This is a genomic window from Thioclava sediminum, from assembly GCF_002020355.1.
GTDB lineage: Bacteria > Pseudomonadota > Alphaproteobacteria > Rhodobacterales > Rhodobacteraceae > Thioclava > Thioclava sediminum.
Map to the genome: position 1 here is coordinate 208,573 of NZ_MPZV01000003.1, position 26,709 is coordinate 235,281.

Annotated in this window: 15 protein-coding genes; 11 read left to right on the forward strand and 4 right to left on the reverse strand. The window is 64.8% G+C overall.

Going from position 1 to position 26,709, the window contains the following annotated elements; genetic code table 11:
* Positions 1–55 precede the first annotated feature (55 nt).
* Genes BMI91_RS13315 through BMI91_RS13325 form a run of 3 tightly spaced genes read left to right on the forward strand, consistent with a single transcriptional unit; the run spans position 56 to position 5,060 of the window.
* The gene (locus BMI91_RS13315; protein WP_078572321.1) at positions 56–1,828 is read left to right on the forward strand and encodes a type I secretion system permease/ATPase; all 1,773 of its coding nucleotides are present in this window, start codon (positions 56–58) and stop codon (positions 1,826–1,828) included.
* Between the two features lie 3 nt (positions 1,829–1,831).
* A complete protein-coding gene (locus BMI91_RS13320; RefSeq protein ID WP_078605347.1) occupies positions 1,832–3,730 on the forward strand; it encodes a cadherin-like domain-containing protein in 1,899 nt (632 codons plus the stop codon).
* Between the two features lie 37 nt (positions 3,731–3,767).
* Complete coding sequence (locus BMI91_RS13325) at positions 3,768–5,060, forward strand: HlyD family type I secretion periplasmic adaptor subunit (protein WP_078605349.1); 1,293 nt, start codon at positions 3,768–3,770, stop codon at positions 5,058–5,060.
* A 46-nt stretch (positions 5,061–5,106) separates the two neighbouring features.
* Here the strand turns inward: BMI91_RS13325 and BMI91_RS13330 are convergent, their stop codons facing one another.
* On the reverse strand, positions 5,107–7,590 hold the full coding sequence (locus tag BMI91_RS13330; RefSeq protein ID WP_078605355.1) for a penicillin acylase family protein: 2,484 nt from the start codon (positions 7,588–7,590) through the stop codon (positions 5,107–5,109).
* Positions 7,591–7,638: 48 nt separating this feature from the next.
* Between BMI91_RS13330 and BMI91_RS13335 the strand changes: the two genes are divergently transcribed.
* Both BMI91_RS13335 and BMI91_RS13340 read left to right on the forward strand, forming a co-directional pair.
* Positions 7,639–8,613 (forward strand): NAD(P)-dependent oxidoreductase, encoded by a 975-nt coding sequence (locus tag BMI91_RS13335; RefSeq protein ID WP_279627337.1) that lies wholly within the window; start codon positions 7,639–7,641, stop codon positions 8,611–8,613.
* A gap of 74 nt (positions 8,614–8,687) precedes the next feature.
* The gene (locus BMI91_RS13340; RefSeq protein ID WP_078605364.1) at positions 8,688–9,044 is read left to right on the forward strand and encodes a YigZ family protein; all 357 of its coding nucleotides are present in this window, start codon (positions 8,688–8,690) and stop codon (positions 9,042–9,044) included.
* Between the two features lie 9 nt (positions 9,045–9,053).
* Here the strand turns inward: BMI91_RS13340 and BMI91_RS13345 are convergent, their stop codons facing one another.
* The 3 genes from BMI91_RS13345 to BMI91_RS13355 form a co-directional block, all read right to left on the reverse strand.
* Positions 9,054–11,090 (reverse strand): bifunctional DedA family/phosphatase PAP2 family protein, encoded by a 2,037-nt coding sequence (locus tag BMI91_RS13345; protein ID WP_078605367.1) that lies wholly within the window; start codon positions 11,088–11,090, stop codon positions 9,054–9,056.
* Position 11,091: 1 nt separating this feature from the next.
* On the reverse strand, positions 11,092–13,653 hold the full coding sequence (mprF, locus tag BMI91_RS13350; RefSeq protein WP_244176635.1) for a bifunctional lysylphosphatidylglycerol flippase/synthetase MprF: 2,562 nt from the start codon (positions 13,651–13,653) through the stop codon (positions 11,092–11,094).
* Between the two features lie 284 nt (positions 13,654–13,937).
* On the reverse strand, positions 13,938–15,524 hold the full coding sequence (locus tag BMI91_RS13355) for an alpha-amylase family glycosyl hydrolase (protein WP_078605373.1): 1,587 nt from the start codon (positions 15,522–15,524) through the stop codon (positions 13,938–13,940).
* 166 nt (positions 15,525–15,690) lie between these two features.
* Here BMI91_RS13355 and BMI91_RS13360 point away from each other — a divergent pair, with 166 nt between their 5' ends.
* The 6 genes from BMI91_RS13360 to BMI91_RS13385 are packed head-to-tail and all read left to right on the forward strand — an operon-like array spanning position 15,691 to position 26,660.
* Positions 15,691–18,087, forward strand: coding sequence for a glycogen/starch/alpha-glucan phosphorylase (locus BMI91_RS13360; protein WP_078605376.1), 2,397 nt, complete (start codon positions 15,691–15,693; stop codon positions 18,085–18,087).
* Between the two features lie 13 nt (positions 18,088–18,100).
* Positions 18,101–20,245, forward strand: coding sequence for a 1,4-alpha-glucan branching protein GlgB (gene glgB / locus BMI91_RS13365; protein ID WP_078605379.1), 2,145 nt, complete (start codon positions 18,101–18,103; stop codon positions 20,243–20,245).
* Between the two features lie 26 nt (positions 20,246–20,271).
* Positions 20,272–21,543, forward strand: coding sequence for a glucose-1-phosphate adenylyltransferase (gene glgC, locus BMI91_RS13370; RefSeq protein WP_078572331.1), 1,272 nt, complete (start codon positions 20,272–20,274; stop codon positions 21,541–21,543).
* 58 nt (positions 21,544–21,601) lie between these two features.
* Complete coding sequence (gene glgA / locus BMI91_RS13375) at positions 21,602–23,023, forward strand: glycogen synthase GlgA (RefSeq protein WP_078605382.1); 1,422 nt, start codon at positions 21,602–21,604, stop codon at positions 23,021–23,023.
* Positions 23,020–25,038 (forward strand): glycogen debranching protein GlgX, encoded by a 2,019-nt coding sequence (gene glgX, locus BMI91_RS13380; protein ID WP_078605385.1) that lies wholly within the window; start codon positions 23,020–23,022, stop codon positions 25,036–25,038. Before glgA ends, glgX begins: the two co-directional genes overlap by 4 nt.
* Positions 25,035–26,660, forward strand: a complete 1,626-nt coding sequence (locus BMI91_RS13385) for an alpha-D-glucose phosphate-specific phosphoglucomutase (RefSeq protein WP_078605388.1) — start codon at positions 25,035–25,037, stop codon at positions 26,658–26,660. The genes glgX and BMI91_RS13385 overlap by 4 nt, the downstream gene beginning before the upstream one ends.
* Positions 26,661–26,709 lie beyond the last annotated feature (49 nt).

Genomic DNA, 26,709 nt, shown 5'->3' on the forward strand with positions numbered 1-26,709 from the left:
AGGGGTCCGCCGGGCGTGATTTTTCAAAGTCTCAAGATCTTGGTGGGAGGATCACATGAGCAATGCACGTCGCCGTTTCCAAGCCAGCGAAGAGCTCGTCTCCGAACGTCTCGGCCGCTATCGCGGGCTGATCGTCTTTCTTCTCGGCCTGTCCTTCGTGATCAGCCTTCTGGCGCTGACAGGCTCGTTCTACATGCTGCAGATCTACGACCGGGCGCTGACCAGCGGCTCTGTGCCGACGCTGCTGGCGCTCTCGGTTCTGGCCATCGCGCTCTACCTGTTTCAGGGCCTGTTCGATGTGCTGCGCAACCAGATCCTCGTGCGCGTCGGCGCACGGATCGACAACCGCCTCGCGCCGCTCACGCATCGCGTCGCGATCGAGATGCCGCGTTTCGGCTATTCCACCTCCGAGGCGCTGGAGCGGGGCCGCGACGTCGACACGATCCGCAGCTTCATCTCGGGGGCCGGGGCCATTGCGCTGCTCGATCTGCCATGGATGCCGCTGTTTCTCGGCTTCGTCTATCTGCTGCACCCGCTGCTGGGGCTGATGACCATCGGCGGGGCCTGCGTTCTGATCACGCTGACCGTCATCACCGAGATGATGTCGCGCCGCTCGGGCCGGGAGCTGCAGAAGGCCTCCATCGCCCGCGCGATGATCGCCGACACCAACACGCGCAACGCCGATGTGCTGCACGCGATGGGCTTCGGGCGCCGCGCGGTCGAGCGGTTTGACACCGCCAATGCCGAGCATCTGCGCCTACATGCGCGCACCAGCGACATCACCGGCACGCTCAGCGGGCTGTCGAAAGTCACCCGGATGATGCTGCAATCGGCGCTTCTGGGGCTTGGCGCTTACCTGACCATCGTGGGCGAGTTGTCGCCCGGCGCGATTATCGCCTGTTCGGTGGCCGCGTCGCGCGCGCTCGCCCCGGTGGAAATGGCGATCGGCAACTGGAAGGGCTTCGTGGCGGCGCGGCGCAGCCATGCGCGGCTGCGCGACACGCTCGCGACGCTCGAGGATGACGACACGATGGTCGCCTTGCCCGCGCCGACCGAGAGCTTCACCGTCGAGGGGATGACGGTCGTCGCGCCGGGCTCCGGTGCGGTGCTGCTGGGCGATGTCAGCTTCGATCTGAAATCGGGCGATGCGCTCGGCCTGATCGGGCCTTCGGGCTCGGGCAAGACCACCCTCGCCAAGGGGATCGTCGGCATCTGGCCGCTGCTGCGAGGTCATGTGCGGTTCGACGGGGCTGCGCTCGATCAATGGCGGGTGGACCTTCTGGGCGATCATATCGGCTACCTGCCGCAGGAGGTTTCGCTGATGGAGGGCACGGTCGCCGAGAATATCGCGCGCTTTGCCCCCGATGCGACGGATGCGGATGTCGTGGCGGCGGCGAAGGCTGCGGGCGCGCATCAGACGATCATCCATCTGCCCGATGGCTACCAGACGCAGCTCGGACCCTTCGGCACGTCGTTGTCGGCGGGCCAGCGTCAGCGCGTCGGTCTGGCGCGCGCGCTCTATGGCGCGCCGTTCCTCGTGGTGCTGGACGAACCGAACTCGAACCTCGACGCCGATGGCGAAGCGGCGCTCAGCGCGGCTATCGCTTCGGTCCGGGCGCGCGGCGGCATCGTCGTGGTGATCGCGCATCGCCCCAAGGCGCTGGAATCCGTCAATCTTGTGGGCTTCGTCCAGGGTGGCAAGCTGGTGGCCTTCGGCCCGAAAGACGAGATCGTCAATCGATCCGTCGGGCTCAAACCGCTGCCCAAGGGCAAACGCACCGCTCCGGCGGCGGAGCTCGGGGACAGCATCGAACAGGCGGTGGGCTGAGCCATGGAACAGGACAAGCTCAAGCTCGGTATCCCGGATGACGAAGCGGCCCTTGCGCCGATACAGAAATACCGTGCGCCCGAGGGGCGCTCGGTCTGGCCCGGCCGCGCGGCGGTGGGGCTGGTAGCTCTTGCCTGGGCGGCGCTCGCGCGCAAGCTCTTCGGCACGGATGCGGCGCAGGCGGAAGGTGTTCAGGACGGCCCGGCCCACCCCCCGGCAGATCCCGACGCCCCCGCCGGCCCGCAGACGCCAAACGCGCATCACATCCCCGAAATGGGGTCGAGCGCGGCACTGGCGCAAGAGGAGGAGCAGCCCGACCCGTTGCCCGAGAACGTGATCCTGTTCCCGGGCGCAAATCCGGCCCCTTTCGCGCTCTCTCCGCAACGCTGGCACGCCAAGCACAAGGCGACGGTGGATGCGCAGGACGATACGCTGTTCTTCCCGGAGGCGATCGAGGTGAAGGAGTTCGATTTCCCGAAAGTTCCGGTCTTCTCCTCGACCCGTGCCGCGGCGCGCAAGGCGCGCGAAAGCGGGGACGGCGCGCCTAATGAGCCCCGTCCGCCGGGTCAACCGCCCGAAGCCCCGCGCAACCGCGCGCCCGAGACGAATGGCCCGGTGCGCCTCTCACCCGGTCGACGCGACGAGAGCTTTTTCATCGTCGCGGCGGTGCTGCTAAGCGGGGCGAGCGATCCCGACGGCGATCCGCTCTCGATCCTGTCGATGCAAGCCCAAGGGGGCGAGGTGATCGCCCATGGCGAGGGCGAATGGCTCATCAAACCCGATCAGGGGTTCGAGGGCGAGTTGGTCATCACCTACGACCTCAGCGATGGCGAGCTGGCAATCGGCCAGACCGCGACGGCACTGATCCTGCCGCCGGACTATCATGACGTGATCGGCACCACCGAGGACGATTTGCTGACCGGCACGCCCGACCGCGACGCGATCCGAGGCGAGGGGGGCGACGATATCCTCTATGGCCGCGAAGGCGACGACATGCTCGACGGCGGCGATGGCTGCGACGTGCTGATCGGCGGCGCGGGCGCGGATGTCATCTATGGCGGTGCCGGCAATGACACGGTCTTCGCAGGCGCGGGCGACGATATCGTCTTCGGCGAGGCGGGCGCGGATGCGCTGCATGGCGAAGACGGCAACGACTATCTCGACGGCGGCATGGGCGCGGACAGTCTCGATGGCGGCGCGGGCAACGATACGCTGATGGGCGGCGAAGGCTGCGATCTGCTAGATGGCGGCGCAGGCGAAGACCTCGTCTCCGGTGGCGCGGGCGAGGACCGCATCGTCGTCGCGGAGATCTCGCAGGCTTCGGGCGACAGCTACGATGGCGGAGAAGGCTCCGACACGCTCGATCTCAACCGCATCGCGGAGTCGGTCACCGTCGACCTGTCTACCGGGACGATGACGAGCGCTGCGGGCGAGGCATCTCTCGTCAGCATCGAGAACGTCACCTCCGGCGCAGGCGACGACCAGTTGGTTGCAAGCGATGCCTGCAACCTCTTCTCTGGTGGCGCGGGAGAGGACGTCTTCGTCTTCACCTCGCTCGCATCTATCCAGAACGCGGGCCAAGGCCATGACCGCATTACCGATTTCGAACCCGGCGACCGGATCGACCTCTCGCAGATCGACCCGATGGGCGAAGGCTATGGCGAAATGCGCCTGTTCTTTGCAGGCGCCACCGGCGAGGTCCCCGAGGCGCGCGGCGGCGTTTTCGTGGCCTACGAGATCGAAGACGGAGACGACGCGCATGAATTCACCGTCGTGAAAGCCAAGCTGAGCGCGCAACACGAGGATGGCAGCATCGAGGATTACGATTTCGAGATCGAACTCGACGGCCATCTCACACTCGAAGAAACCAATTTCCTGTTTGATTGCGACGTGCCCGCCTGACGGGCTGCGCGCGAATTTTTGGTGGGGGGAACCGAAAATGACCAAGACTCACAACGATCCGGCCCTGTTCTCGATCCGTGCGCGCATCCTGTTCGCGACGGCGTTTCTGGGCGCGCTGATCCTCGTCTTCGGGGGCTGGGCGGCGCAGGCGAAACTCTCCGGCGCGGTTATCGCGCAGGGGCAGGTTGCGGTGAAATCGCAACTGAAGGTGGTGCAGCACCCGGATGGCGGCGTGATCCGCGATATCCGCGTGGAGAACGGCGATCTGGTGCAGGCTGGCGACGTGGTGGTGCTGCTGGACGATACGCAGCTGCGCTCCGAATTGGGGATCGTCGAGACCCAGATCCGCGAATTCACCGGCCGGCGCGCGCGGTTGATCGCGGTGCGTGACAGCGCCGCCGAGATCGTGTTCCCGGACGGATTTGAGACCGCCGAGGAGACGGCTGCGATTGCCGATGGCGAACGCCAGCTTCTGGGGCATGACCGCGCGATGCAGGATTTGCGCCGCGACCAGCTTCTGTCCCAGGTCGACCAGTTCGACGAGGAGATCCGTGCCCTCCAAGCGCAGCGCCAGTCGAACGAGATCGAACGCCGTCTGCGCGGCGAAGATCATGACCGGCTGCAAAAGCTGCTGAAGAAGGGCCTGACCGAGAAAGGCGCGATCACCGAGGTCGAGCGCGACATGGCGCGGCTCGACGGGGTCTCGGGCGAGATCGAGGCCAATATCGCGCGGGTGAAGGGTCAGATCAGCGAGTCGAACCTGCGCATTCTCGAGCTGGACCACCAGGCCCGCACCGCTGCGCAAAAGGAGCTGCGTGACATCGACGCGCAAATGGCCGAGCTGCACGAACGCGCCGTGGCCGCGCGCGACCGGCTCTCGCGCACCGAAATCCGTGCGCCGATCGCGGGCGTGGTGAACGAGCTGGGCGTGCATACGGTGAACGGTGTGATCGCACCCGGCGAGCGGGTGATGGCGATCGTGCCCGATGGCGAGCTGATCGTGGAGGCGCGGCTGCGCACCACTGATATCGATCAGGTCATGCCGGGCCAATCGGTGCGGCTGCGCTTCACTGCCTTCAACCAGCGCACGACGCCGGAAGTGGCGGGAGAGGTGCGCGTGGTCGCAGCCTCGGCGACGAAGGACGAGAGCGGCGGGAGCTATTATCTCTGTGCCGTTGCGCTGACCGAGGCGCCGGTGCTGCCCGACGGGCGGGGCCTGCGCCCGGGGATGCCGGTTGAGGTTTTCTTCCAGACCGGAGAGCGCACCGCGATCTCCTATCTGCTCAAGCCGGTCGCCGATCAGGTGCAGCGCACGATGCGCGAGGACTGAGGGGCAGACGGGGCGGGCTCGTGTCCGCCCCGCGTTTCAAATCAGTTCAATTGCCCGGCTTCGCCGCACCTTTCGGCACCAGATGGGTGATCCCCGCCGCGGCCGCACGCGCCAGCGCCGGATCGAGCGACATCGGGATATATTCGCCCGAACGCCACAACTCCGACAGGTCGTCGTAGTGGCGGCTCAGCGGATGGCCCGATTGCCCGGTCGAGATGATGAAGACCGAGCTGTCGGGATCCGCGAAATCGAGCACTTCGCGATAGCCCGCCGCATGGACGTTGGCGAAGCGATCAGAGCCGTCGCCGCCCTTGGTGCGCCCGCGCATCAGGGTGAAGTCGCCGCCCGAGGTCGACTGGCGGATATTCACGAACCATTTCAGCCCCGGCACCTTGCCCAGCACCTGATTGTCCTGCTCGGCGATATGCGCATCGCCCCAGCGCCAGCTCTCGATATTCGGCCCGTATTTCTTCGACAGATCCAACAGCGCCGCGTCGAGCGACTGCCGCGCGATATCGCTGCAGGTCTCTTTCGGCGCGGACTGGATGATGTCGCACCAATGGCTCGCGCCTTGGGTGTCGCGGAAGACCCGCTCGATGAACAGGGGCTCCAGATGGTCGAATTTCTTCGCCAGCGGGCCCAGTTCGTCGCGGATCAGCCGGTTTTGCAATTCGCGCATCCAGGCGGCGTAAATCAGCGGCTCGGGCAAATGCTCGGACATCTCGCCATCCCAGCTCGCCAACATCTCCAGCGCGCGCTGGCGCATCCGCTCGGGCGTGCCGGCGGGCGCGGGATCGCCGGTATACCACAGGTTCGCACCGACCAGCGGCAGCAGACCGCGCGCGGCAGGCGACACGGTATCGAGCTGCGCCGAGATGAAGCTGTCGCGCGAATGCACCTCGCGCTCGCCCATCAGCTTCGACAGGCGCTGAATGCGCTGCGTGTCGCCCCAGTGGAACGAGACGTTATAGGGGAAGGGCCGGTCGACCGTCTTGTTATTGGTGTTCACGACGATGCCGCTTTTCGGCTCGACGAATTGCGGGTTGTCCTTGAAGGGCAGGAAGCCTTTCCAGCGGTTCTCGGGCTTCCAGCCCGCGTTCGGCATCCGGCCTTGCGTGTCATTCGCCCGGTCACGCAGCGGGATTTTCCCGGCGGTGACCAGCGCCACCCCGTCCTTGTCGGCCAGCGTGATGTTCTGCGCGGGTGCGACGATCTTCTTCGCCGCATCCATTGCCTGCGGTATCGAATGCGCCCGCATCAGGTCCATCGCGCCGGTCATCGTCGTGTCCTGCGGATCGAAGGCGGTCCAGCTGAGCGACATCACCGAATGCGGCGGCGTGACGGTCGCCAGATCGAAATGACTGCCGGGTAGCACCGGGCCGTTATCGGTCCAGCGTAGGGTCAGCGTGACCGGCTTGGCGTCCTTCACCTCGACGATCACGCGCTTGGTCTTGAAACGCTTCCAGCCGTCGGGCGTGCGGTATTTCGTCGGATCGTCGGGATCGATTTCCTCGATATGCAGGTCCTGATCGTCGACATAGGCCGTGGTTAGCCCCCAGCCCAGATCCTTGTTGCGGCCCGACAGCACCAGCGGCATCCCCGGGATCGTGCCGCCGATCACGCCGCCCGATTGCAGCTGCAGCCGCGCCAGATACCAGATCGAGGGCGCCGTCAGACCCAGATGCGGATCGTTGGCCAGAAGCGCGCCGCCCGCGGCCGAGCGGTCAGGCCCCGCAGCCCATGCGTTCGACGCCCCGGCAGAGCCGCGTGCGGGGAAGGGAGAGAACGCCCCCGGCGCCCCGTTCTCGGCCGTCTGAATGCCCTTTTGCATGGTCGGGAACAGGCTCGCGTAATCGGGCAGGGCCGCGGTCGCCTGTTGCGGATCGTCGGGCATGATGTCGCGCACGAGGTCTTTGCCGACGAGCGACACACGGGCGCGCAGCACCTCGTCTTGCAGCTGGTTCGACAGCTGCACCGCCATCAGCTTCATGATCGCGAGCGAATCCGCGGGCGTCCAATAGGAGATCTTGCTGTCGAAGAGGAAAAATTCCGGCGCGCCGCGCCCCATTGCGCCCTCGTTGACGATCTCGATCCACTGGTTGACGCCCCGCGCATAGGCCTTGAGCGCGGCCTTGGTGTAATCGTCCTGCGAGGACACCGAGTCGACCGCCGCCTGATACAGGCCCATCCGTCGCATCAGCTCGTCGGTTTTCAGCGTCTCCTGCCCGAACACTTCCGACAGCCGCCCCTGCACCGTGCGGCGCATCAGCGTCATCTGCCACAGCCGGTCCTGCGCATGGGCGAGCCCCAGTGCGAAGAACGCATCCGGGTCGTCCTTGCCGAAGATATGCGGCACGTCCTCGGTGGAGCGCACGATCTCCACCGGAGCGGTGAGCCCGGTGACCTTATAGGTCGCGTCGTAATCGGGAAGCGAGCGCGAGGCGAAGAAATAGATCAGCCCCCCGACGAGCACCACACCCACGATCGCGGCCATGATCAGCCGAACGCCCCATCGAAATGCCTTATACATCGAGCCCTCTGCGCGCCTCACCCGAAATCCCGCCTCCCGGCGCATGAGTTGACGCGCCCGGTTGGCGCGTTAGTAGTTGAGCCCGACGCTACAATCAACGCGCTCGCGCTTCACGGGGCGCGGTTTCGTATTCACGCAAGGGAGAGGTCGATGGCGAAAGTTGCATTTCTGGGGCTTGGGGTGATGGGCTATCCGATGGCGGGGCATCTCGCATCGGCAGGCCATGAGGTCACGGTCTATAACCGCACGGCCGCCAAGGCCGAGAAATGGGTCTCAGAGCATGGCGGGTCGGCCGAAGCGACCCCGCGCGAAGCCGCGAAAGGCGCGGATTTCGTGATGTCCTGTGTCGGCAATGACGACGACCTGCGCGAGGTCTGCCTCGGCAAGGATGGCGCGTTCAAGGGCATGAAAACCGGCGCGGTCTTCGTCGATCACACCACGGTTTCGGCAGCCGTCACGCGCGAATTGGCGGGCGAAGCGGCGGGCCATGGCGTGGCCTTCATCGACGCGCCGATCTCGGGCGGGCAGGCCGGGGCCGAGAACGGCCAGCTGTCGGTCATGTGCGGCGGCGACGCGGCGGCTTATGACAAGGCCGACCCGGTGATCGACGCCTATGCCAAGATCTGCCGCCGTCTGGGCGAAAGCGGCGCGGGGCAGGTGACCAAGATGTGCAACCAGATCGCGATTGCGGGTCTGGTGCAGGGCCTCGCCGAGAGCCTGAACTTCGCCGAGAAGGCTGATCTCGATATCGCCGCCGTGGTCGAGGTGATCTCGCAAGGCGCCGCCGGCTCGTGGCAGATGGCCAACCGCTACGAGACCATGGCGAAGGACGAATTCGAGTTCGGCTTCGCGGTGGACTGGATGCGCAAGGATCTGGGGATCTGCCTGAAAACCGGCGATGAGATCGGGGCTTCGTTGCCCGTGACCGCGCTGGTCGATCAGTTCTACAAGGACGTGCAGGCGATGGGCGGTAATCGCTGGGATACGTCCTCGCTGATCGCGCGCCTGCGCAAACTGGGCTGAGCGGGCAGGGCGGCGGGCCATTGGGTCCGCTGCCCGCCCTTGCCGCTTCGGCGCTTGGCCCCTAAACCAGCGCCATGCGCATCCTCGAGAACATCATCAGCGACCGCGGCTCGAAATACGCGGTCTCGGGCGGACCTTGCGCCTCGGAAGAGGAGGCCAAGGCCTTCGTCAAGGAACTCTGCCGGAAGAAGAAATACGCCAAGGCCACGCATAACACCTGGGCGCTTCTGACGGCGGAGGCCCCGGTGAAGAACGACGATGGTGAGGCAGGCGCGGGCATGGTGATCCTACGGATGCTCGAGCGCGAAGAGCTCTACGACCATATCATCGTCGTCACCCGCTGGTTCGGCGGCAAGCATCTGGGCGGCGACCGCTTCCGCCATGTGCAGGAAGCGGTTCGCATTTACCTCGAAGATTTGCGCGCGGACTGAGGCGCGCCGCTACCGCAGCGCCAGAACCGGGATGTCCGACGCAGCCGTACCGGAGATCTGGCCCACCGGTTTGGCCCCGCCGTTCTGGCTCAACGCCTTCGCAAGATCGGATGCCAGCGGCCCCGCCGTCGACCCGTCGCTCGGCACCAGCCCGTCATCGCGAGTAATCACCCCCATCCAGAGCCGCGCACCGGATGCATCGGCATAGCGCGTCTGCCACAGCCGAAGCCGCGGCATCTTGTCGGTCGCGTCGCCATCCGGCAGGCGGGTGAAGCCAAGCCCGCTCGGCTCGTTCTTCCAGAACAGCGGCGCAAGCGCGGCGCCGGGGCGCATCGTATCGCGCACAGCCCCGAAGGCCGCGCCCGCGAGCGTCTTGAGGGTCACCGAGTCGGCGCGTTGCCAGCCAATCGCGCTCAGCGCCGTCGTGATCTGATCGGGGTTCGTCGCCCAGAGCCCGATCGAGAGCGGGAACTGTTGATCCGCGTCGAGTGTCTGCGCCATCAGCGGCGCGTCACGCAGCGCCTGCGGCTCGGCCCCTTCCGAGATCACGATCAGCGGCTGCGCCACGGGGGGCGGGTTCAGCGCCTTGGAATAATCGCGCACGCGAACCATCGTGAAGCCCAGCAGCGCCAGTGTCACGACGCCGATCACGCCCATCTGCCAGCGCGGCCGAGCGCGCGGCGCCCCAGCCCATCGCGGATACAACCACTCGGCCACCGCGATACCCACCAGCAGGCACATCGCGCCGAGAAGCCAGCCGCCCAGCACATCGCTCAGGTAATGCTCGACGAGATAGAGGCGGCTCAACCCGATCAGACCGGCGACCAAGGCCGCCAGAAAGCTCGCGCTCAGCGCCCCGAGCCGCGTCAGCCGCCAGAGGAGGAAGACGAGCATCCCGTAAAAGGCGACCGAGAGCGTCGCGTGGCCCGAGGGGAAACTGCCCGAGGTTTCATGGAAATAACCGAGGATCGAGCGCGGCCGCCCGAAGCCCGCTTTCAGGATGATCACCGAGATCAGGTCCAGCCCGAGCGAGACCACGAGCCCCGCAGCCAGATCGAACCGACGCAGCCACGCGAGCCAGACGAGCGCGAGCACGAGCAGCGCCGCCACAAGCTGGGTATCACCAAGCGCGGTGATCCATGTGAAGATCTGAATGAGGCCCGGCGTCCAAAACAGCCGCATCAGCGCCGCCAGACGCGCGTCGATCTGCACGATCGGGTCGCTTTGCAGGAAGTCGAGCGACAGCCCGACCAGCACCGAGGCGAGGTAGAGGAAGGCGAGTGCCAGAAGGCTCAGCGGGAGGCCGGAGAACTTGCTGCGGTCAAGCCTGCGCGCGATCCATGCCGCCGTTTTCGGGTGGCGCCCGCCCCAGCTATCGACGCGGGGGTGGCGGGCGATCTCGTCCATCAGCCCGCCTGCCATTGCGAGGAGATAGGGCACCGCCCGGTCGAGCCGCCTCAGGATCCAGAAAATCAGCGCGGCGATCACCACGAGACCCAACAGGAACAATGTATTGCGCGTCATCATCGGGCCGAGCTTGGTGAACCCCGCACCAAGCGCATAGCCGAAGCCGACATGGAAAATCGCGTAAGGAAAGCCGCTCAGCAGGTTCCAGATGCGGAAGCGCCGGGTCTCCATCCCGGCGAGGGCGGCAGCGAAGGGCACGAAGCCCGCCACGGGGCCGAGAAACCGCCCCATGACGATCGCGAAGCCGCCATGGCGCGCAAATAGCTTCTCCGCGCGGCGATAGGCGGCCATGCCTTCGACATTCCAGCGCCCGAGCATGCCGCGTCGCGCGTGGCGACCAAGCCAGAACGTGGCCTCTCCGCCGAGGACCGAGCCGATCGCCACGAACCACAGAAGGTCGAGCGGGTCGAGCATCCCCTGCTGCACCATCACCCCGCCGGCATCGACAAGCAGGGTGCCGGGCAGGAAAATCCCGGTCGGCAGGAAGGCCTCCAGCCCCGCTGCCGCCCCGATCACCCAGTAGCCGAAGATCCCCAGGGCGGCGAGATTCGGGAGCACTTGGTGGATGGCGTCAAGCATTTCAGTCCTTTGTCAGCAGATTGCGCGCGCCGCCGGAGATCAGCAGGGTTATTTCGGTGAGCGCGAGATAGGGGGAGGTGCCGGGCGGAAGTGCGACATAATGGGGCCGCCATTCGGGCCGGAATTTCTGTTTGAACCGGCGTAACCCTTCGAAGTTATAGAAACTTCCGCCATGACGATAGATCAGATTGCCAAGGCGGCTGGTCAGCCGCGCAGAGGCACGGTCGGGCAGGCCTGCCAGCGGCGCGAGGCCGAGGCTGAGCTCCGTCGCACCGCGGTCGCGCAGCGCCTCGATCAGGCCGATGAACAGGAATTGCATGACGCCGTCGGCCGCCTCCGGGCGGTACCGCATCAGATCTATCGCGAAACGCCGCGCCTCCAACCCGCCGAGAAGGTTCGCGAAGCCGAGAATTTCGCCGTCGCGCCGGATCAGCGCAATCTCGCAATGGTTGAGGTAGCGCGGATCGAAGCGGCCGATGGAGAAGCCTTTCTCGCGGCCTTTCTGGCCTGCGAGCCACGCGTCGGACACGTCACGGAGCGTCGCGATCAGCTCCGGCGCGTGCGGCGGGGAGGCGATCTCAAGCGTGAAACCCTCGCGCAAAGCACGGTTCTGTTCGGCCCGCATCGTCTTGAATTTCGATCCCGTGAGCGAGAATTTCTGAAGGTCGACCACGGCCTCTTCGCCGATCTTGTGCAGCGCGTAGCCCATCTCGATCCAGAGCGGCAGGTTCTTCGTCGAGACCTCGTAGAAGACGGGGGTGAGCCCTTCGCTCACCGCGCGTTCGTGAAACTCCCACGCGAGTTGCCGCGCGGTCTCGGGCGGGCCGACGGGATCGCCGAGCACGACCCGCATCCCGCCGCGCTGCGCATACATCAGGAAGGCCGAACGGTCAGGCGAGAACATCACGCATTTGTCGCCCGTCAGCGCGAACCAGCCCTGCGGTACATCTTGGGCGGCGAGGATTTCGGCAACCGACGCGTCCTGCTCGGGATCGGGGGAGAGCGCGAAGCGGCGCATCGGGCGCAGCGTCAGCCACAGGAGGAACCCGAGCAGCAGCGCGCTGATCAGGAGCCCGGCCCTGAGCGCCCGTGGTGTGGGTGAACTCGCCGTGAAATCGAGCCAGAGCGCGTTGGAATAGGGATGCGCCGCATAGGCGAGGAAGAAAAACACCGCCGCCGAGGCCACCATCCCTAGGATCACAGCGAACCACAGCGGCCCGTAGCCGCCCTCGGTCAGCGCGACCCGACGGTGAAAGGCCCCGCGAAACGGCAGCAACACCACCGCGGCGAGCGACAGGACGACCGCGTTGTCGATGTCGAGATCGGCCGCCAAAACCGAGATCACGCCAAGCACCAGCCCCGCAAGTACCAGCCAATAGGCAAGTCTCACCCGGCGCACCAAGCCATGCGACAGCACGATCAACAGCACACCCGCGAGGGCACCAAGCTGCGTGCCGCCTTCTGCGAGAACCGCCGTGATCAGCCCCGGCTCGCCGCCTTGCCGTCCAAGCACCGGCATCAGCGCGACGATCACCATCCAGAAACCGAGACCCAGCACCGCCACCCCGGCGATCCGGGGGGCGATACCCTCGATACCGCTGATCACCGGGCGCATCGGTTCGGAGATTTCGCCAAAGACGCGCGTGGCCCAGCCACCTGCGAGCCGCGCCTCGTTCAGCGAGACCACGACGAAAGCGATCACGAAGGGCAGCAGGAAATAGATCATGCGGAAGGCCAGAAGACCCGCAGCCGCCTCGCCCAGAGGCACGCCCGCGGGCAGGGCAGCGATCACCACCGTCTCGAACACGCCGACGCCGCCGGGGACGTGGCTCAGGATGCCGACCATGCTGGCTGCGGCGTAGATGGCGACAAAGCTCGCAAACGGCGGGGTGCCTGCGGGCATCAGGATCCAGAGCGCGCCAGCCGCCATGGTCGAATCGAACAGCGCCACGGCGAGTTGCCCCACAAGGATGCGCGGCGCGGGCATCGCGATCTCGCGGTTCCGAATACGCAGGGCGCGCCCGGTATAAGACAGGTAGAACGCCCCGCCCAGAATAAGAGCCGTCGCGGCCAAGGCCCCGATACGGATCACGGGCTCGGGCGCCGAAATGACGCCTGCAAGGGCTGCCGGATGCACGGAAAGCGCCAGAACGCCCACCATCGTAAGCCCGAGGCCCATGGCGAGCGCGATATAGGACGACAGCGCCGCGACCTCGAAGGCGTTCAGGCCGGCGGCGGAATAGATGCGGTAGCGCACGGCCCCGCCCGAGATCACGCTGATCCCGACCGTGTTGCCGAAGGCGTAGCCCAGAAACCCGCCAAGCGCGACGGTGCGCAGCGGCAGCTGTTTTCCAAGGTAGTGGAGCGCCCAGAAATCGTAGCCCACCAGCGCCAGATAGCCCAGCGACGTCGCCCCCAAAGCCGCGCCGAGCGTGGGCCACGGCGTCGCCTTGATCTGCGCGATCACCTGATGCACGTCGATGCTGGCGAGCAGATGATGCAGCGCCCAAAGCCCCATCAGGAACAGCAAAAGTCCAAGCCCGATCGGCCAGAGAATTTTCACGCGCGACTGGGGAGGGGCAGTTTGCGCCGGATCAGCGAGAGCCATCTTATATTTCCACGTTTTTTCCAATCTCTGGCGGGACAATCGCAGAAGGAATTTATGGCCTTCTTAAAATTCCGTAAGAAATCGTCCCGAACGCATCTTATCGACCGAGACCGCGCGACTGGCTAGAGAAAGAACGCAGGATCGCACGCGACGTCGAGAGCAAACGCTCCCGACGTCGTCGTGGGTCCGTTACGCGGCGGCAGGTTTGAATCCGGCCCCGGCCGCCGCGTCATGGGCTCTTAGAGCTTCACCCAGGCTGCACCGTTCGGGCCGAGCGACAGCGTGCCGCCCTCCAGCGTTGCGGCAAGGCAGGGGCCGATAAGCTCGCCATCCGCCTCGAGCGTCACCGGATCGGGGCCGAGGTTAAAGTAGCAGGAGAATTTCATCGCGCCATCGTCGCGGATGAAGCCGAGCACCGGATCGGGCAGGTCGAGGAATTTCGACGTGCCCTCGCGCAGCACCGGGTTTTCCTTACGGAAAGCCAGAACGTTGCGGTAATAGGCGAGCACCGAGCCCTCATCGGCCTCTTCCAGTGCCACGGCGCGGGCCGCTTGCGGCGGCTTTACCGGCAGCCACGGCTTGGCCTTGGAGAAGCCCGCATTCGTGCTCTCGTCCCAGACCATCGGCGTGCGGCAACCGTCGCGGCCCTTGTTCTCGGGCCAGAAGCGCAGGCCGGGCGGGTCGGTCAGCTCGTGATATTCCATCTCGGTCTCGGTCTGGCCGAGCTCCTCGCCCTGATAGATGCCGATCGTGCCCTGGAAGGACGCGAGCATCGCAATCGCCAGCCGCGCGATGCTGTCCTCGGTGCCGTATTTCGCCCAGCGGGTCACATGGCGCTGCACATCGTGGTTCGAGAAGGACCAGCTCGGCCAGCCGTCGGGCGCGCCCTTGAAGAAGCCCTCGATCTTGCCGCGGAAATGCGCGGGCGTGAATTTCGGGCCCAGCATGTCGAAGCTGTAGGCCATGTGCAGACGGTCATCGCCGCGGGTGTATTCTTCCATGATGCCGAGCGCGCGATGGGGCGCTTCGCCGACTTCACCGATCAGCGTGCGCGCCTCGTAGTCGTCCATCACCGCGCGCATCTTCTTGAGGAAGGGGACGTTTTCGGGACGGTTCTTGTCGAACTCGTGATCCTGCATGTCGTAGGTCGAGACCGGCGGCCAGCGTTCGGGATCGGGGTCCATCGCCGGATTGTCGCGCAGTTTCGGGTCGTGGAAGTAGTAGTTCACCGTATCGAGGCGGAAGCCATCGACACCGCGATCCAGCCAGAAGCGGAACACGTCGAGCAATTCGTCCTGAACCTCGGGATTGTGCAGGTTCAGGTCAGGCTGCTCGATCAGGAAGTTGTGCAGGTAATACTGGCCGCGCTCGGGGGCGTATTCCCAGGACGAGCCGCCGAACACCGCCTGCCAGTTGTTGGGCGGGCTGCCATCGGGCTTGGGATCGGCCCAGACATACCAATCCTTCTTGGCTCCGCCTTTCTTGGCGTCCTTGAACCACGGATGCTGATCGGAGCTGTGCGAGATCACCTGATCGATCACGACTTTCAGACCCAGCTCATGGGCGCGCGCCACCAGCGCGTCGAAATCCTCCAGCGTGCCGAATTGCGGATCGATGCCGCGATAATCGGAGACGTCATAGCCCATATCCGCCATCGGTGAGGTGAAGATCGGCGACAGCCAGATCGCATCAACGCCCAGCGAGGCGACATGATCGAGCCTGCGCGTGATCCCCTTAAGATCGCCGATCCCGTCGCCCGAGTCGTCTTGAAAGCTGCGCGGATAAATCTGGTAGATAACCGCCCCGCGCCACCAATCCTTCGCCATGAATCGCTCCTCTTTCAGTTTCCTGTTGCCCGTTATCGCGGCAAGGATAGAATTGTTAGCGCAAACGGCAACCGCCGCTCGGGCCGTTTCTGCGCCTTCGCTTGACCTTGAGCAGGGGGCGGCTCATCAATCAATTGCTATCTGACGCGTTCCGGAGACCTCCCCCTTGAAAGACACCCAATTGCCCAGTGCCGAGACAGTTCGCGAAGAAATTCTGCACCACATCACTTTTTCGATGGGCAAGGATCCCGATCACGCCTCGGTCTATGACTGGCGCATGGCGCTGTCTCTGGCGATCCGCGATCGGGTCGTGGCGCCGTGGTTCGCAGCTACCCGGAGGACATGGGAAGAGGGGCGCAAGCGGGTCTATTATCTCTCAATGGAATTCCTGATCGGGCGGATGCTCGAGGATGCCGCGATCAACCTCGGTCTGCGCGCCACCTGCCGCGAGGCGATGGAGGCGCTTGGACAGGACTGGGAGGCCGTGGTCGAGAACGAACCCGATGCGGCGCTCGGCAATGGCGGGCTAGGGCGGTTGGCCGCGTGCTACATGGAGAGCATGGCGACCTTGGGCTGTCCCGGCTACGGCTACGGCATTCGGTATGAACACGGTCTTTTCAAGCAGCGCTTCGAGGGCGGGCGTCAGGTCGAGACGCCGGAGGATTGGCTCAAGCAGCGCCACCCGTGGGAATTCGAACGGCCCGAGGCGGCCTATGAGATCGGCTTCAAGGGCCATGTCGAAACGCTGGACGGCAAGCCGCATTGGGTGCCAGGCGAGACGGTGCTGGCCGAAGCCTATGACATGCCGATCATCGGCTGGGAGGGCAAATGGGCGAACACGCTGCGTCTGTGGTCGGCCAAGCCCACCGAGCAGTTCGACCTCGCACGCTTCAATCACGGCGATTACGCCGCCGCAGCCGAACCCGAGGCGCTGGCGCGCACGCTATCCCGCGTGCTCTATCCCGATGACACGACCTATGCGGGCAAGGAATTGCGCCTCAAACAGGAGTATTTCCTGACCTCCGCCGCGCTGCAGGACATCATGCGCCGCCATCTGGCCGCCGGGCACACGATCGAGGAGCTGCCGGAGTTCGTCGCGATCCAGATGAACGACACGCATCCGGCGATCGCGGGGCCGGAGTTGATCCGCATCCTCACCGACCTGCATGACATGGAGTTCGACGCCGCGCTCGAGATCACGATGCAATGTCTGGGCTACACCAATCACACGCTGTTGCCCGAGGCGCTGGAGCGTTGGGCGACCTATCTGATGGGCACCGTGCTGCCGCGCCATATGCAGATCATCGAGAAGATCGACAGCTGGCACCGGCGCAAATTCCCCAAACGCGCGCATTACGTCGGCATCGTGAAGCATCAGGAGGTGCGGATGGGAGAGCTGGCCTTCATCACCTCGCATAAGGTGAACGGGGTCTCGGCGCTCCATACCGAGCTGATCAAGCGCAACCTGTTTCCCGAATTGGACCGGCTGCATCCGGGGCGCATCATCAACCAGACCAACGGGATCACGCCGCGCCGCTGGCTGCGCATGGCCAATGGAGAGCTGTCGCATCTGATCATCGATACGATCGGCGATGGCTGGGAGGCCGATCTCGACAAGCTGCGCGCACTGGAGCCCTATGCCGAGGATGCGAGCTTCCGCGACGCTTTCATGGCCGCGAAACGGCGCAACAAGGTGCATCTGGCGGATTGGGTGCGTGACACCCAAGGGATCACCCTCGACCCCGATGCGATCTTCGACATTCAGGTCAAGCGCATCCACGAATACAAGCGCCAGCTCCTCAACATCCTGCAGACCATCGCCGAATGGCACGCGATCCGCGAGAACCCGCAGGCCGAGTTCCAGCCGCGCGTGAAGATCTTCGGCGGCAAGGCGGCGCCGGGCTATCACACCGCGAAACAGATCATCCGGCTGATCAATGACGTGGCCGAGGTGGTCAATAACGACCCTTACGTCGATGGGCGTCTCAAGATCGTCTATCCGCCGAACTACAACGTCTCCATGGCCGAGCGGCTGATCCCGGCGGCGGACCTGTCAGAACAGATCTCCACCGCGGGCAAGGAAGCCTCCGGCACCGGCAATATGAAATTCGCATTGAACGGCGCGCTGACCATCGGCACGCTCGATGGCGCGAATGTGGAAATTCGTGAACAGGTTGGCGGGGAGAACTTCTTCCTCTTCGGCATGACCGCCGACGAGGTGATGGAGCGCCGCCGTGATCCCGAACATGCGCGCCACGCGATCCTTGCAAGCCAGCCTTTGCAGGATGTGCTGCAGATGATCGCCGAGGGACGGTTCTCGCCCGAGGAACCGGAACGCTATCACGATCTTGTTCATAATATGTGGCATAGCGATTATTTCCTCGTGGCTTCCGATTTCGACGCCTACGCGGCGGCCCAGAAAGAGGTGGACACGGCCTTCGCCGATCGCGCAGGCTGGGCGAAGATGGCTGTTTTGAACACCGCGCGGATGGGGTTCTTCTCCTCCGACCGGGCGATCAAGGGCTACATGGACGAGATCTGGACCACGCAATCGGCCCTGTGAACCAAGGAGCGCTATGACACTTTCCCGCGACGAGGCCGAAGCGCTTATCCACGCGCAACATCCCGATCCGTTTTCCGTGTTGGGGCTGCATGACTGGGAAATCGTGGCGCTGGTGCCCGGCGCAGAAGAGGTCTGGGCGCTTGGCAAGACAGAGGTCGCGCTGGAGCCCGTCGTCCCGGGGATCTTCGCCGGCAAATGGACCGAGGAAACCTACCGTCTGCGCGCGCGGCACGATCAGACGACATGGGATTTCGACGACCCTTACGGCTTCGCGCCGGTGCTCGGCGCGATCGACGAATACCTGATCGGGGAGGGGACGCATACGCGGCTCTGGGAGAAGCTCGGCGCCCATGTGATCACCCATCAGGACGTCGAAGGCGTGCATTTCGCGGTCTGGGCACCCAATGCGCGCCGCGTCTCGGTCGTGGGCGATTTCAATTTCTGGGACGGCCGCCGCCACCAGATGCGCCGGATCGGCGCGTCCGGCGTGTGGGAGATTTTCGTCCCTGGCATCCATGCAGGCGCGCTCTACAAATACGAGCTGCTCGACGCGGAGGGGACGGTGCTGCCGCTGAAGGCCGACCCGGTCGGCTTCGGTGCAGAGCATCCGCCCGCGCAGGCCTCGGTCGTGCGCAAACTCGGGCGGCATCGCTTTGGCGACAGTGCGTGGTGTCAGACGCGCGCCGAGGCGCAGGAACGCCACGCGCCGATCTCGGTCTACGAGGTGCATCTCGGGAGTTGGATGCGGATCTGGGACGAGGGGGGCAGACCGCTCTCCTATCACGAACTGGCCGAGAAACTGGTCGATTACGTCTGCGACATGGGCTTCACCCATATCGAGCTGCTTCCCATTACCGAACATCCGTTCGATGGCTCCTGGGGCTATCAGCCGATCGGGCTTTACGCGCCGACGATCCGCCACGGCCGTCCCGAGGAATTCGCGGAATTCGTGGATGCGGCGCATCGGCGGGGCCTCGGCGTGATCCTCGACTGGGTGCCGGGGCATTTCCCGACCGACGATCACGGGCTGAGACATTTCGACGGCACGGCGCTTTATGAGCATGCCGACCCGAAAGAGGGCTTCCATCAGGACTGGAACACGCTGATCTACAATTACGGGCGGCGGGAAGTGTCCAACTACCTGCTCGCCAATGCGCTGTTCTGGCTGGAGGAATATCACCTCGACGGGCTGCGCGTGGATGCCGTGGCCTCGATGCTCTACCGCGACTATTCGCGGGCCGCGGGCGAATGGGTGCCCAACAAATATGGCGGGCGCGAGAACTTGGAGGCGATCGAGTTCCTGCAGAACATGAACGCGGCCTCTTATGGCGGCGCGGAAGGCATCATGACGGTGGCGGAAGAGAGCACCGCCTATCCCGGTGTCACGCGCCCCGTGCATGAGGACGGGTTGGGCTTCGGCTACAAGTGGAACATGGGCTGGATGAACGACTCCTTGCGCTATTTCGCGCGCGATCCGCTCTATCGCAAGTTCCACCATAACGAGCTAACCTTCGCGAGTTCCTACATTTACAGCGAGAATTTCATCCTGCCGATCAGCCATGACGAGGTGGTGCACGGCAAGGGCTCGATGCTGGGCAAGATGCCCGGAACCGACCCCGAGAAATACGCCAATCTGCGCGCTTTCTACGCGTTCCAATGGGCGCATCCGGGCAAGAAGCTTTTGTTCATGGGGCAGGAATTCGGCCAATGGTCGGAATGGAGCCACGAGCGCGAGCTGGACTGGTATCTGCTCGACGATCCGCGCCACAACGGGCTGCGCGCGCTGGTGCGCGACCTCAACCGCCTCTATCGCGAGACGCCCGCGCTGCATTGGGGCGATTGCGAGCCGGACGGGTTCGAATGGATCGCCGCCGACGATTCCGAGGCCTCGGTCTTCATCTTCGAGCGCCGCGCGCCCGGGTCCGATCCGGTCGTGGTGGTCGCGAACCTGACCCCGGTCGAGCACAGCTACCGCATCGGCCTGCCGCTGGACGGCGAATGGTGCGAGATACTCAACACGGATTCCGGTTTCTACGGCGGCGAGAACCGCGGCAATCTCGGTGCGATCCGCGCCGAAGATCACGCGCAGGGCCGCTGCGCCCATAGCGCGGAGGTGTATTTGCCGCCGCTGTCAGTCGTGATGTTCACGCCCGCGTAAGCGGTGCCCAGAGGAGGGGGAGGAATATGAAACCACAGCCCAACACGCGCCTGAGCGCGCAGGCCATGGCCTTCGTGCTGGCGGGCGGCCGCGGCAGCCGCCTGAAGGAACTGACCGACCGGCGCGCGAAACCCGCCGTCTATTTCGGCGGCAAGACCCGGATCATCGACTTCGCCCTGTCGAACGCGCTCAATTCCGGCATCCGCAAGATGGCGATCGCCACGCAATACAAGGCGCATTCGCTGATCCGCCACATCCAGCGCGGCTGGGACTTCTTCCGCGCTGAGCGGAACGAATATCTCGACATCCTGCCCGCGAGCCAACGCGTGGCCGATAGCCGCTGGTATGCAGGCACTGCCGACGCAGTGGCGCAGAACATTGATATCATTGAAGATTACGGCGTAAAATACGTCATCATCCTTGCCGGCGACCACATCTACAAGATGGATTACGAGGTGATGCTGCGCCAGCATGTCGACACCAAGGCCGATGTCACGATCGGCTGTCTGACCGTGCCGCGGATGGAGGCGACCGCCTTTGGCGTGATGGCCATCGACAAGACCGGACAGATCACCGATTTCCTCGAAAAGCCCGCCGATCCGCCCGGGATGCCCAGCGACCCCGAGCACGCGCTGGCCTCGATGGGGATCTATGTCTTCGACTGGCAATTCCTGCGCGAGCTTCTGATCCGCGACATGGAAGACCCGAATTCGAGCCATGATTTCGGCCATGACCTGATCCCGCAGATCGTCAAACACGGCAAGGCGATGGCGCATAAGTTCTCGGATAGCTGCGTGACGACGGGGCTCGAGACCGAGCCGTACTGGCGCGACGTGGGCACGGTGGACGCGTTCTGGCAGGCCAATATCGACCTGACCGATTTCACCCCGAAGCTGGACCTCTACGACACCGAATGGCCGATCTGGACCTATGCCGAGATCGTGCCGCCCGCGAAATTCATCCATGACGAGGATGGCAGACGTGGTTCGGCAATTTCCTCGCTGGTCTCGGGCGACTGCATCGTCTCGGGCGCGGAGGTGCGCAATTCGCTGCTCTATACCGGCGTGCGCGCGCATAGTTTCGCGAGCCTGGAAGAGGCCGTCGTGCTGCCTTACGTCGATATCGGGCGGCATGCGCGGCTGAGCCAATGCGTGATCGACCGAGGCGTGCATATTCCCGAAGGGCTCGTCGTGGGCGAAGACCCGGAGGAGGACGAGAAGTGGTTCCGCCGGTCGGAAGGCGGTGTCGTGCTGATCACGCAGACGATGCTCGACAAACGCGCGGCGGCATTGGACTAACGGGATTAGAGAGCGGGGCGCTGCCCCGCGCCCCGGGATATTTGGAAAGAGCGAAGATATGAAACGCGTGCTCTCGGTTGCGTCAGAAGCGGTTCCGCTGATCAAGACGGGCGGTCTGGCCGATGTGGCTGGAGCATTGCCCGCCGCCCTCAAAGGGCAGGGCTGGGAGATGCGGGTGATGATCCCGGCCTATCGCGGGATTCTGAAAAAGCTGAAATCACCGAAACCGGTATGGGAAAGCGAGAGCCTCTATGGCGGCCCGGCGCGGCTGGTGCTGGGCAAGGCGGGCGGCATCGAGGTTCTGGCGCTGCAGGCCGACCATCTGTTCGACCGGGACGGGGGCCCGTATTCGCAAGACGGGCGCGACTATCCCGACAACGCGGAACGCTTCGCAGCGCTCAGCTTCGTCGCCGCCGAGATCGCGCGCGAGGGCGCCGGCAAATGGCAGCCCGATCTGGTGCATTGCCACGATTGGCAGACCGGGCTCGTGCCGTGGTATCTGCGCGGCACCGGCATCCCGACCGTGATGACCATCCACAACATCGCGTTTCAGGGCCGGTTCGGTCGCGACAAGCTGGCGGCGCTCGGCCTGCAGAGCTGGGATTTTTCCCGTGAGGGTGTGGAATTCTGGGGCGATATCTCGACGCTGAAAGCCGGGCTGGTCGCGGCGAGCGCGATCACCACGGTCAGCCCGCGCTATGCAGACGAGTTGATGCGGGGCGAGTTCGGCATGGGGCTGGAAGGTGTCATTCAGGCGCGCGCGGGCGATCTGCACGGTATTCTCAACGGCATCGATCTGGATGTCTGGAACCCCGAGACCGATCCGGAAGTAACGTCTTTCTCTGCGGCGAAACCTGGCGGAAAATCGAAGAACCGCAAAGCCTTGGAGGCCGAATTTGATCTCGATGTGCCGGGCCCGCTGGCGATCCTGATCTCGCGCCTGACGCCGCAGAAGGGGATCGATTTGCTCGCTCCGGCGCTTGGGCCCTATCTCGAGTCGGGCGGCGGTCTTGCGGTGCTGGGATCGGGCGACGGCTGGGCGGAAGATGCGATGCGGGACCTTGCCGCGCGTCACCCCGGCCGGGTCGGCGTGAAGATCGGCTATGACGAGGCGCTGAGCCATCGGATGTATGCGGGCGGCGACGCGGTGCTGGTGCCGTCGCGCTTCGAGCCTTGCGGGCTGACCCAGCTCTACGGACTGCGCTATGGGTGCCTGCCGGTGGTCTCCGCTGTCGGTGGTCTCGCCGATACGGTGGTGGGCGCGACGCCCGCAACCGAGGCCGCAGGCGCATCGACCGGGATCGTCTTCCATCCCGTCGACGATCTCGCGTTGCGGCAGGCGCTGATGAAGCTGATTGCGCTCTATGCCGATCGCAAGGGCTGGGCCGCGATGCAGCGCCGGGCAATGAAGACCGATTGGGGCTGGGACGGATCGGCCGCACGCTACGCCGCGCTTTATGATGCGCTTCTCGCGCGATGAAGATGAGCCCCGGCAGAGCGGACCCGCTGGGCGCCACGCCCTGCGAGGGCGGCGTGAACTTCGCGCTGGCCTCGGCCCATGCCGAGCGGGTTGAATTGTGCCTGTTCACCAAGTCTGGCGAACAACGGATCGACCTGCCCGGGCGCACCGGACCGACCTGGCACGGCTTCGTTGCGGGTCTTAAGCCGGGCGCGCGTTATGGCTACCGGGTGCATGGGCCCTGGGCGCCCGAGGCGGGGCATCGGTTCAACCCGGCGAAGCTGCTGATCGACCCGTATGCGCGCGAGATCGGCTCGAAGATCAGCTGGCAAGCCCCTATGCAATATGGGAAATCCAAGCCCGACCGGCGCAACAGCGCGAGCGTCACGCCGAAATCTGTCGTGGCCGAGATCGCGCGGCCCGAATGGGATCGCCCGCAACATAGCTGGTCCGAGACGGTGATCTACGAGGCCCATCCCAAGGGGCTGACGATGACCCACCCGGAGGTGCCCGAGGCCTTGCGCGGCACTTGGGCGGGGCTCGCCTCCGATCCGATCCTGTCGCATCTCACCGATCTCGGGATCACCGCGATCGAACTGCTGCCGAGCTGTGCCTATCTCGACGATCGTTTCCTCGTCGAGAAGGGCCTGAGCAACTACTGGGGCTATCAGCCCATCGCCAATTTCGCGCCTGAGCCGCGTTATTCCGGTGCCGATCCGCGCGGCGAATTTCGCGAGATGGTGCGGCGCTTCCATGGCGCCGGGATCGAGGTGATCCTCGACGTCGTCTACAACCACACGGGCGAGGGCAATGCGATCGGGCCGATGCTCAGCCTTCGCGGGATCGACAATGCGAGCTATTACCGCCTGACGCCCGAGGGCGCCTATATCGACGAAACCGGGACCGGCAACACGCTGGACCTGTCGAACCCGCTCTGTCTGCGGCTGGTGATGGATTGCCTGCGCCATTGGGTCGAGGAGATGGGCGTCGATGGCTTCCGCTTCGATCTGGCCGCGACACTGGCGCGCGGCACCTCGGGCGCGGTCGAGGCACATGCGCAGTTCCTCGCCGCAATTGAGCAAGATCCGGTGCTGCGACGGGTGAAGCTGATCGCGGAGCCCTGGGATATCGGGCCGGGCGGCTATTACCTCGGCGGCTTCCCGCATCCGTTCACCGAATGGAACGACCGCTTCCGCGACGATGCGCGCCGGTTCTGGCGCGGCGACCGGGGCATGGCGGGCGATCTCGCGCGGCGCGTCGCGGGCTCGGCGGAGATCTTCGACCAGATGGGGCGGCCCGCGACGGCCTCGGTGAATTTCATCACCGCCCATGACGGCTTCACGCTGCAAGACCTTGTTTCCTATGGCGAAAAGCAGAACCTCGCGAATGGCGAGGAAAACCGCGACGGCCATGACGCGAATTTCTCGGAAGCGCTGGAGAGCGTCGAGGCACAGGCCCTGCGCAAACGCGCGCTGCTTGCGACTATGCTGATGAGCCAGGGCGTGCCAATGCTGCTGGCGGGCGACGAGATTGGCAATTCGCAGGGCGGCAACAACAACGCCTATGCGCAGGATAACGAGATCGGCTGGGTCGACTGGAGCACGCCCGACGCCACTTTAAAGACCTTCGTCAAGCATCTGATCCAGATACGAAAAGATCACCGCGTCCTGCGCCAAAACCGCTATCTGCACTCGCTGATCCGCAAGCAGGACGGGATGCGCGATCTGATCTGGCGGCTTGCCTCTGGCGAGGAACCCGAGCCGCATGATTGGAACGATCCCGAACTGCGCTGCATCGGCGTCGAAATCCGCGGCGCTGCCGAAGGTCCGGCCGGCGAGGCCGGCAGCGAGGCGGTCTACGTGATCCTCAACGCAGGCTCCGCGCGCGAAGTAAAATTGCCGCCGGGACGTTGGACTCGCGCGCTCGATACCGCCTTACCCGGACGGGAAGCGGAACAAATCGACGGCGCCGAGGCTTGCCTTGCCGCACAATCCGTTCAAGTCTTTACCCGCGCCACAGTGCAGGAGAAATCATGACCCGCCACGCGACCCAGCCCATCGACGGCCAGAAACCCGGCACCTCGGGGCTGCGCAAGAAAACCCGCGTTTTCATGCAGCCGAACTACCTCGAGAACTTCGTGCAATCGACCTTCGACGCGATCGGCGGTGTGCGCGGCAAGACCTTGGTTCTTGGCGGGGACGGACGGTATTTCGGACGGGAAGCGGCAAGCACGATCCTGAAAATGGCAGCCGCCAATGGGGCGGCGCGGGTGATCGTGGGGCAGGGTGCGTGGTTGTCCACGCCCGCCGCCTCGAACCTGATCCGGCAGCGACAGGCAGATGGCGGGATCATCCTCTCGGCCAGCCACAATCCGGGCGGTCCGGACGAGGATTTCGGCGTCAAATACAACTCTGCAAATGGTGGCCCTGCGCCGGAATCGATCACCTCGGCGATCCACAAGCGCACGCAGGAGATCAGCGAATATCACGTGCTCGATGCGGCGGATCCCGATCTGGACAGCCTTGGCGAAACGCCGCTGGGAGAGATGACCGTCGAAGTCGTCGACCCGGTGAGCGCCTATGCCGACCTGATGGAAACGATATTCGATTTCAATGCCTTGCAGGACGTCTTTAAAGCGGGCTTCCGGATGCGGATGGACTCGATGTGCGCCATCACCGGACCTTACGCGGTGGAGATTTTCGAAAACCGCCTCGGCGCACCGGCAGGGACCGTCACGCATGGGACGCCGCTGCCGGATTTCGGCGGCATGCATCCCGATCCGAACCCGACCTGGGCGCATGAACTGATGGACGAGATGATGGGCGAAAATTCCCCGGATTTCGGCGCGGCCTCGGATGGCGATGGCGACCGGAACATGATCCTGGGCGCGGGCACCTATGTCTCGCCGTCGGATAGTCTCGCGGTGCTGGCCGCGAACGCGCATCTCGTGCCGGGCTACAAGGACGGGCTGAAGGGCGTCGCGCGCTCGATGCCGACCTCTGCGGCGGCGGATCGGGTGGCCGAGGCGCTTGGCCTCGATTGCTACGAGACGCCAACGGGCTGGAAGTTCTTCGGCAACCTGATGGATGCGGGGCGCGTGTCGCTCTGTGGCGAAGAAAGCTTCGGCACTGGCTCCGACCACGTGCGCGAGAAAGACGGACTCTGGGCGGTGCTGATGTGGCTCAACATCCTTGCCGCGCGCAAGATGTCGGTGGCGGAGATCATGGCCGATCATTTCGCGCGCTATGGCCGAAACTACTATTCGCGCCACGATTACGAGGCGCTGCCGACCGAGCAGGCAGAGGCGATGCTGGACGTTCTCCGTGCACGCCTCGGAGAGCTAAAAGGGACGCAGGTAGAAGGGCTTACGGTCGAAAGCTCAGACGAGTTTTCCTATACCGATCCGGTCGATGGCTCCATCGCGGAAGGTCAGGGTTTCCGTATTCTGTTCGAAGGCGGCTCGCGCGTCGTGCTGCGTCTGTCGGGCACGGGCACCGAGGGCGCGACGCTGCGTGTGTATCTCGAGCGCTATGCGCCGGGACCGGATGGGCTGGACCATGATCCGCAAGAGGCGCTTTCGCCGATCATCCGGGCGACAGAGGCGCTGGTGGGCATCCGCGAACGCACGGGGCGCGAGAAACCCGACGTCATCACTTGATCCCATCTGGCGGCAAATCCAGCCGAAAAACAAAGTCGGGGGGCTGAAA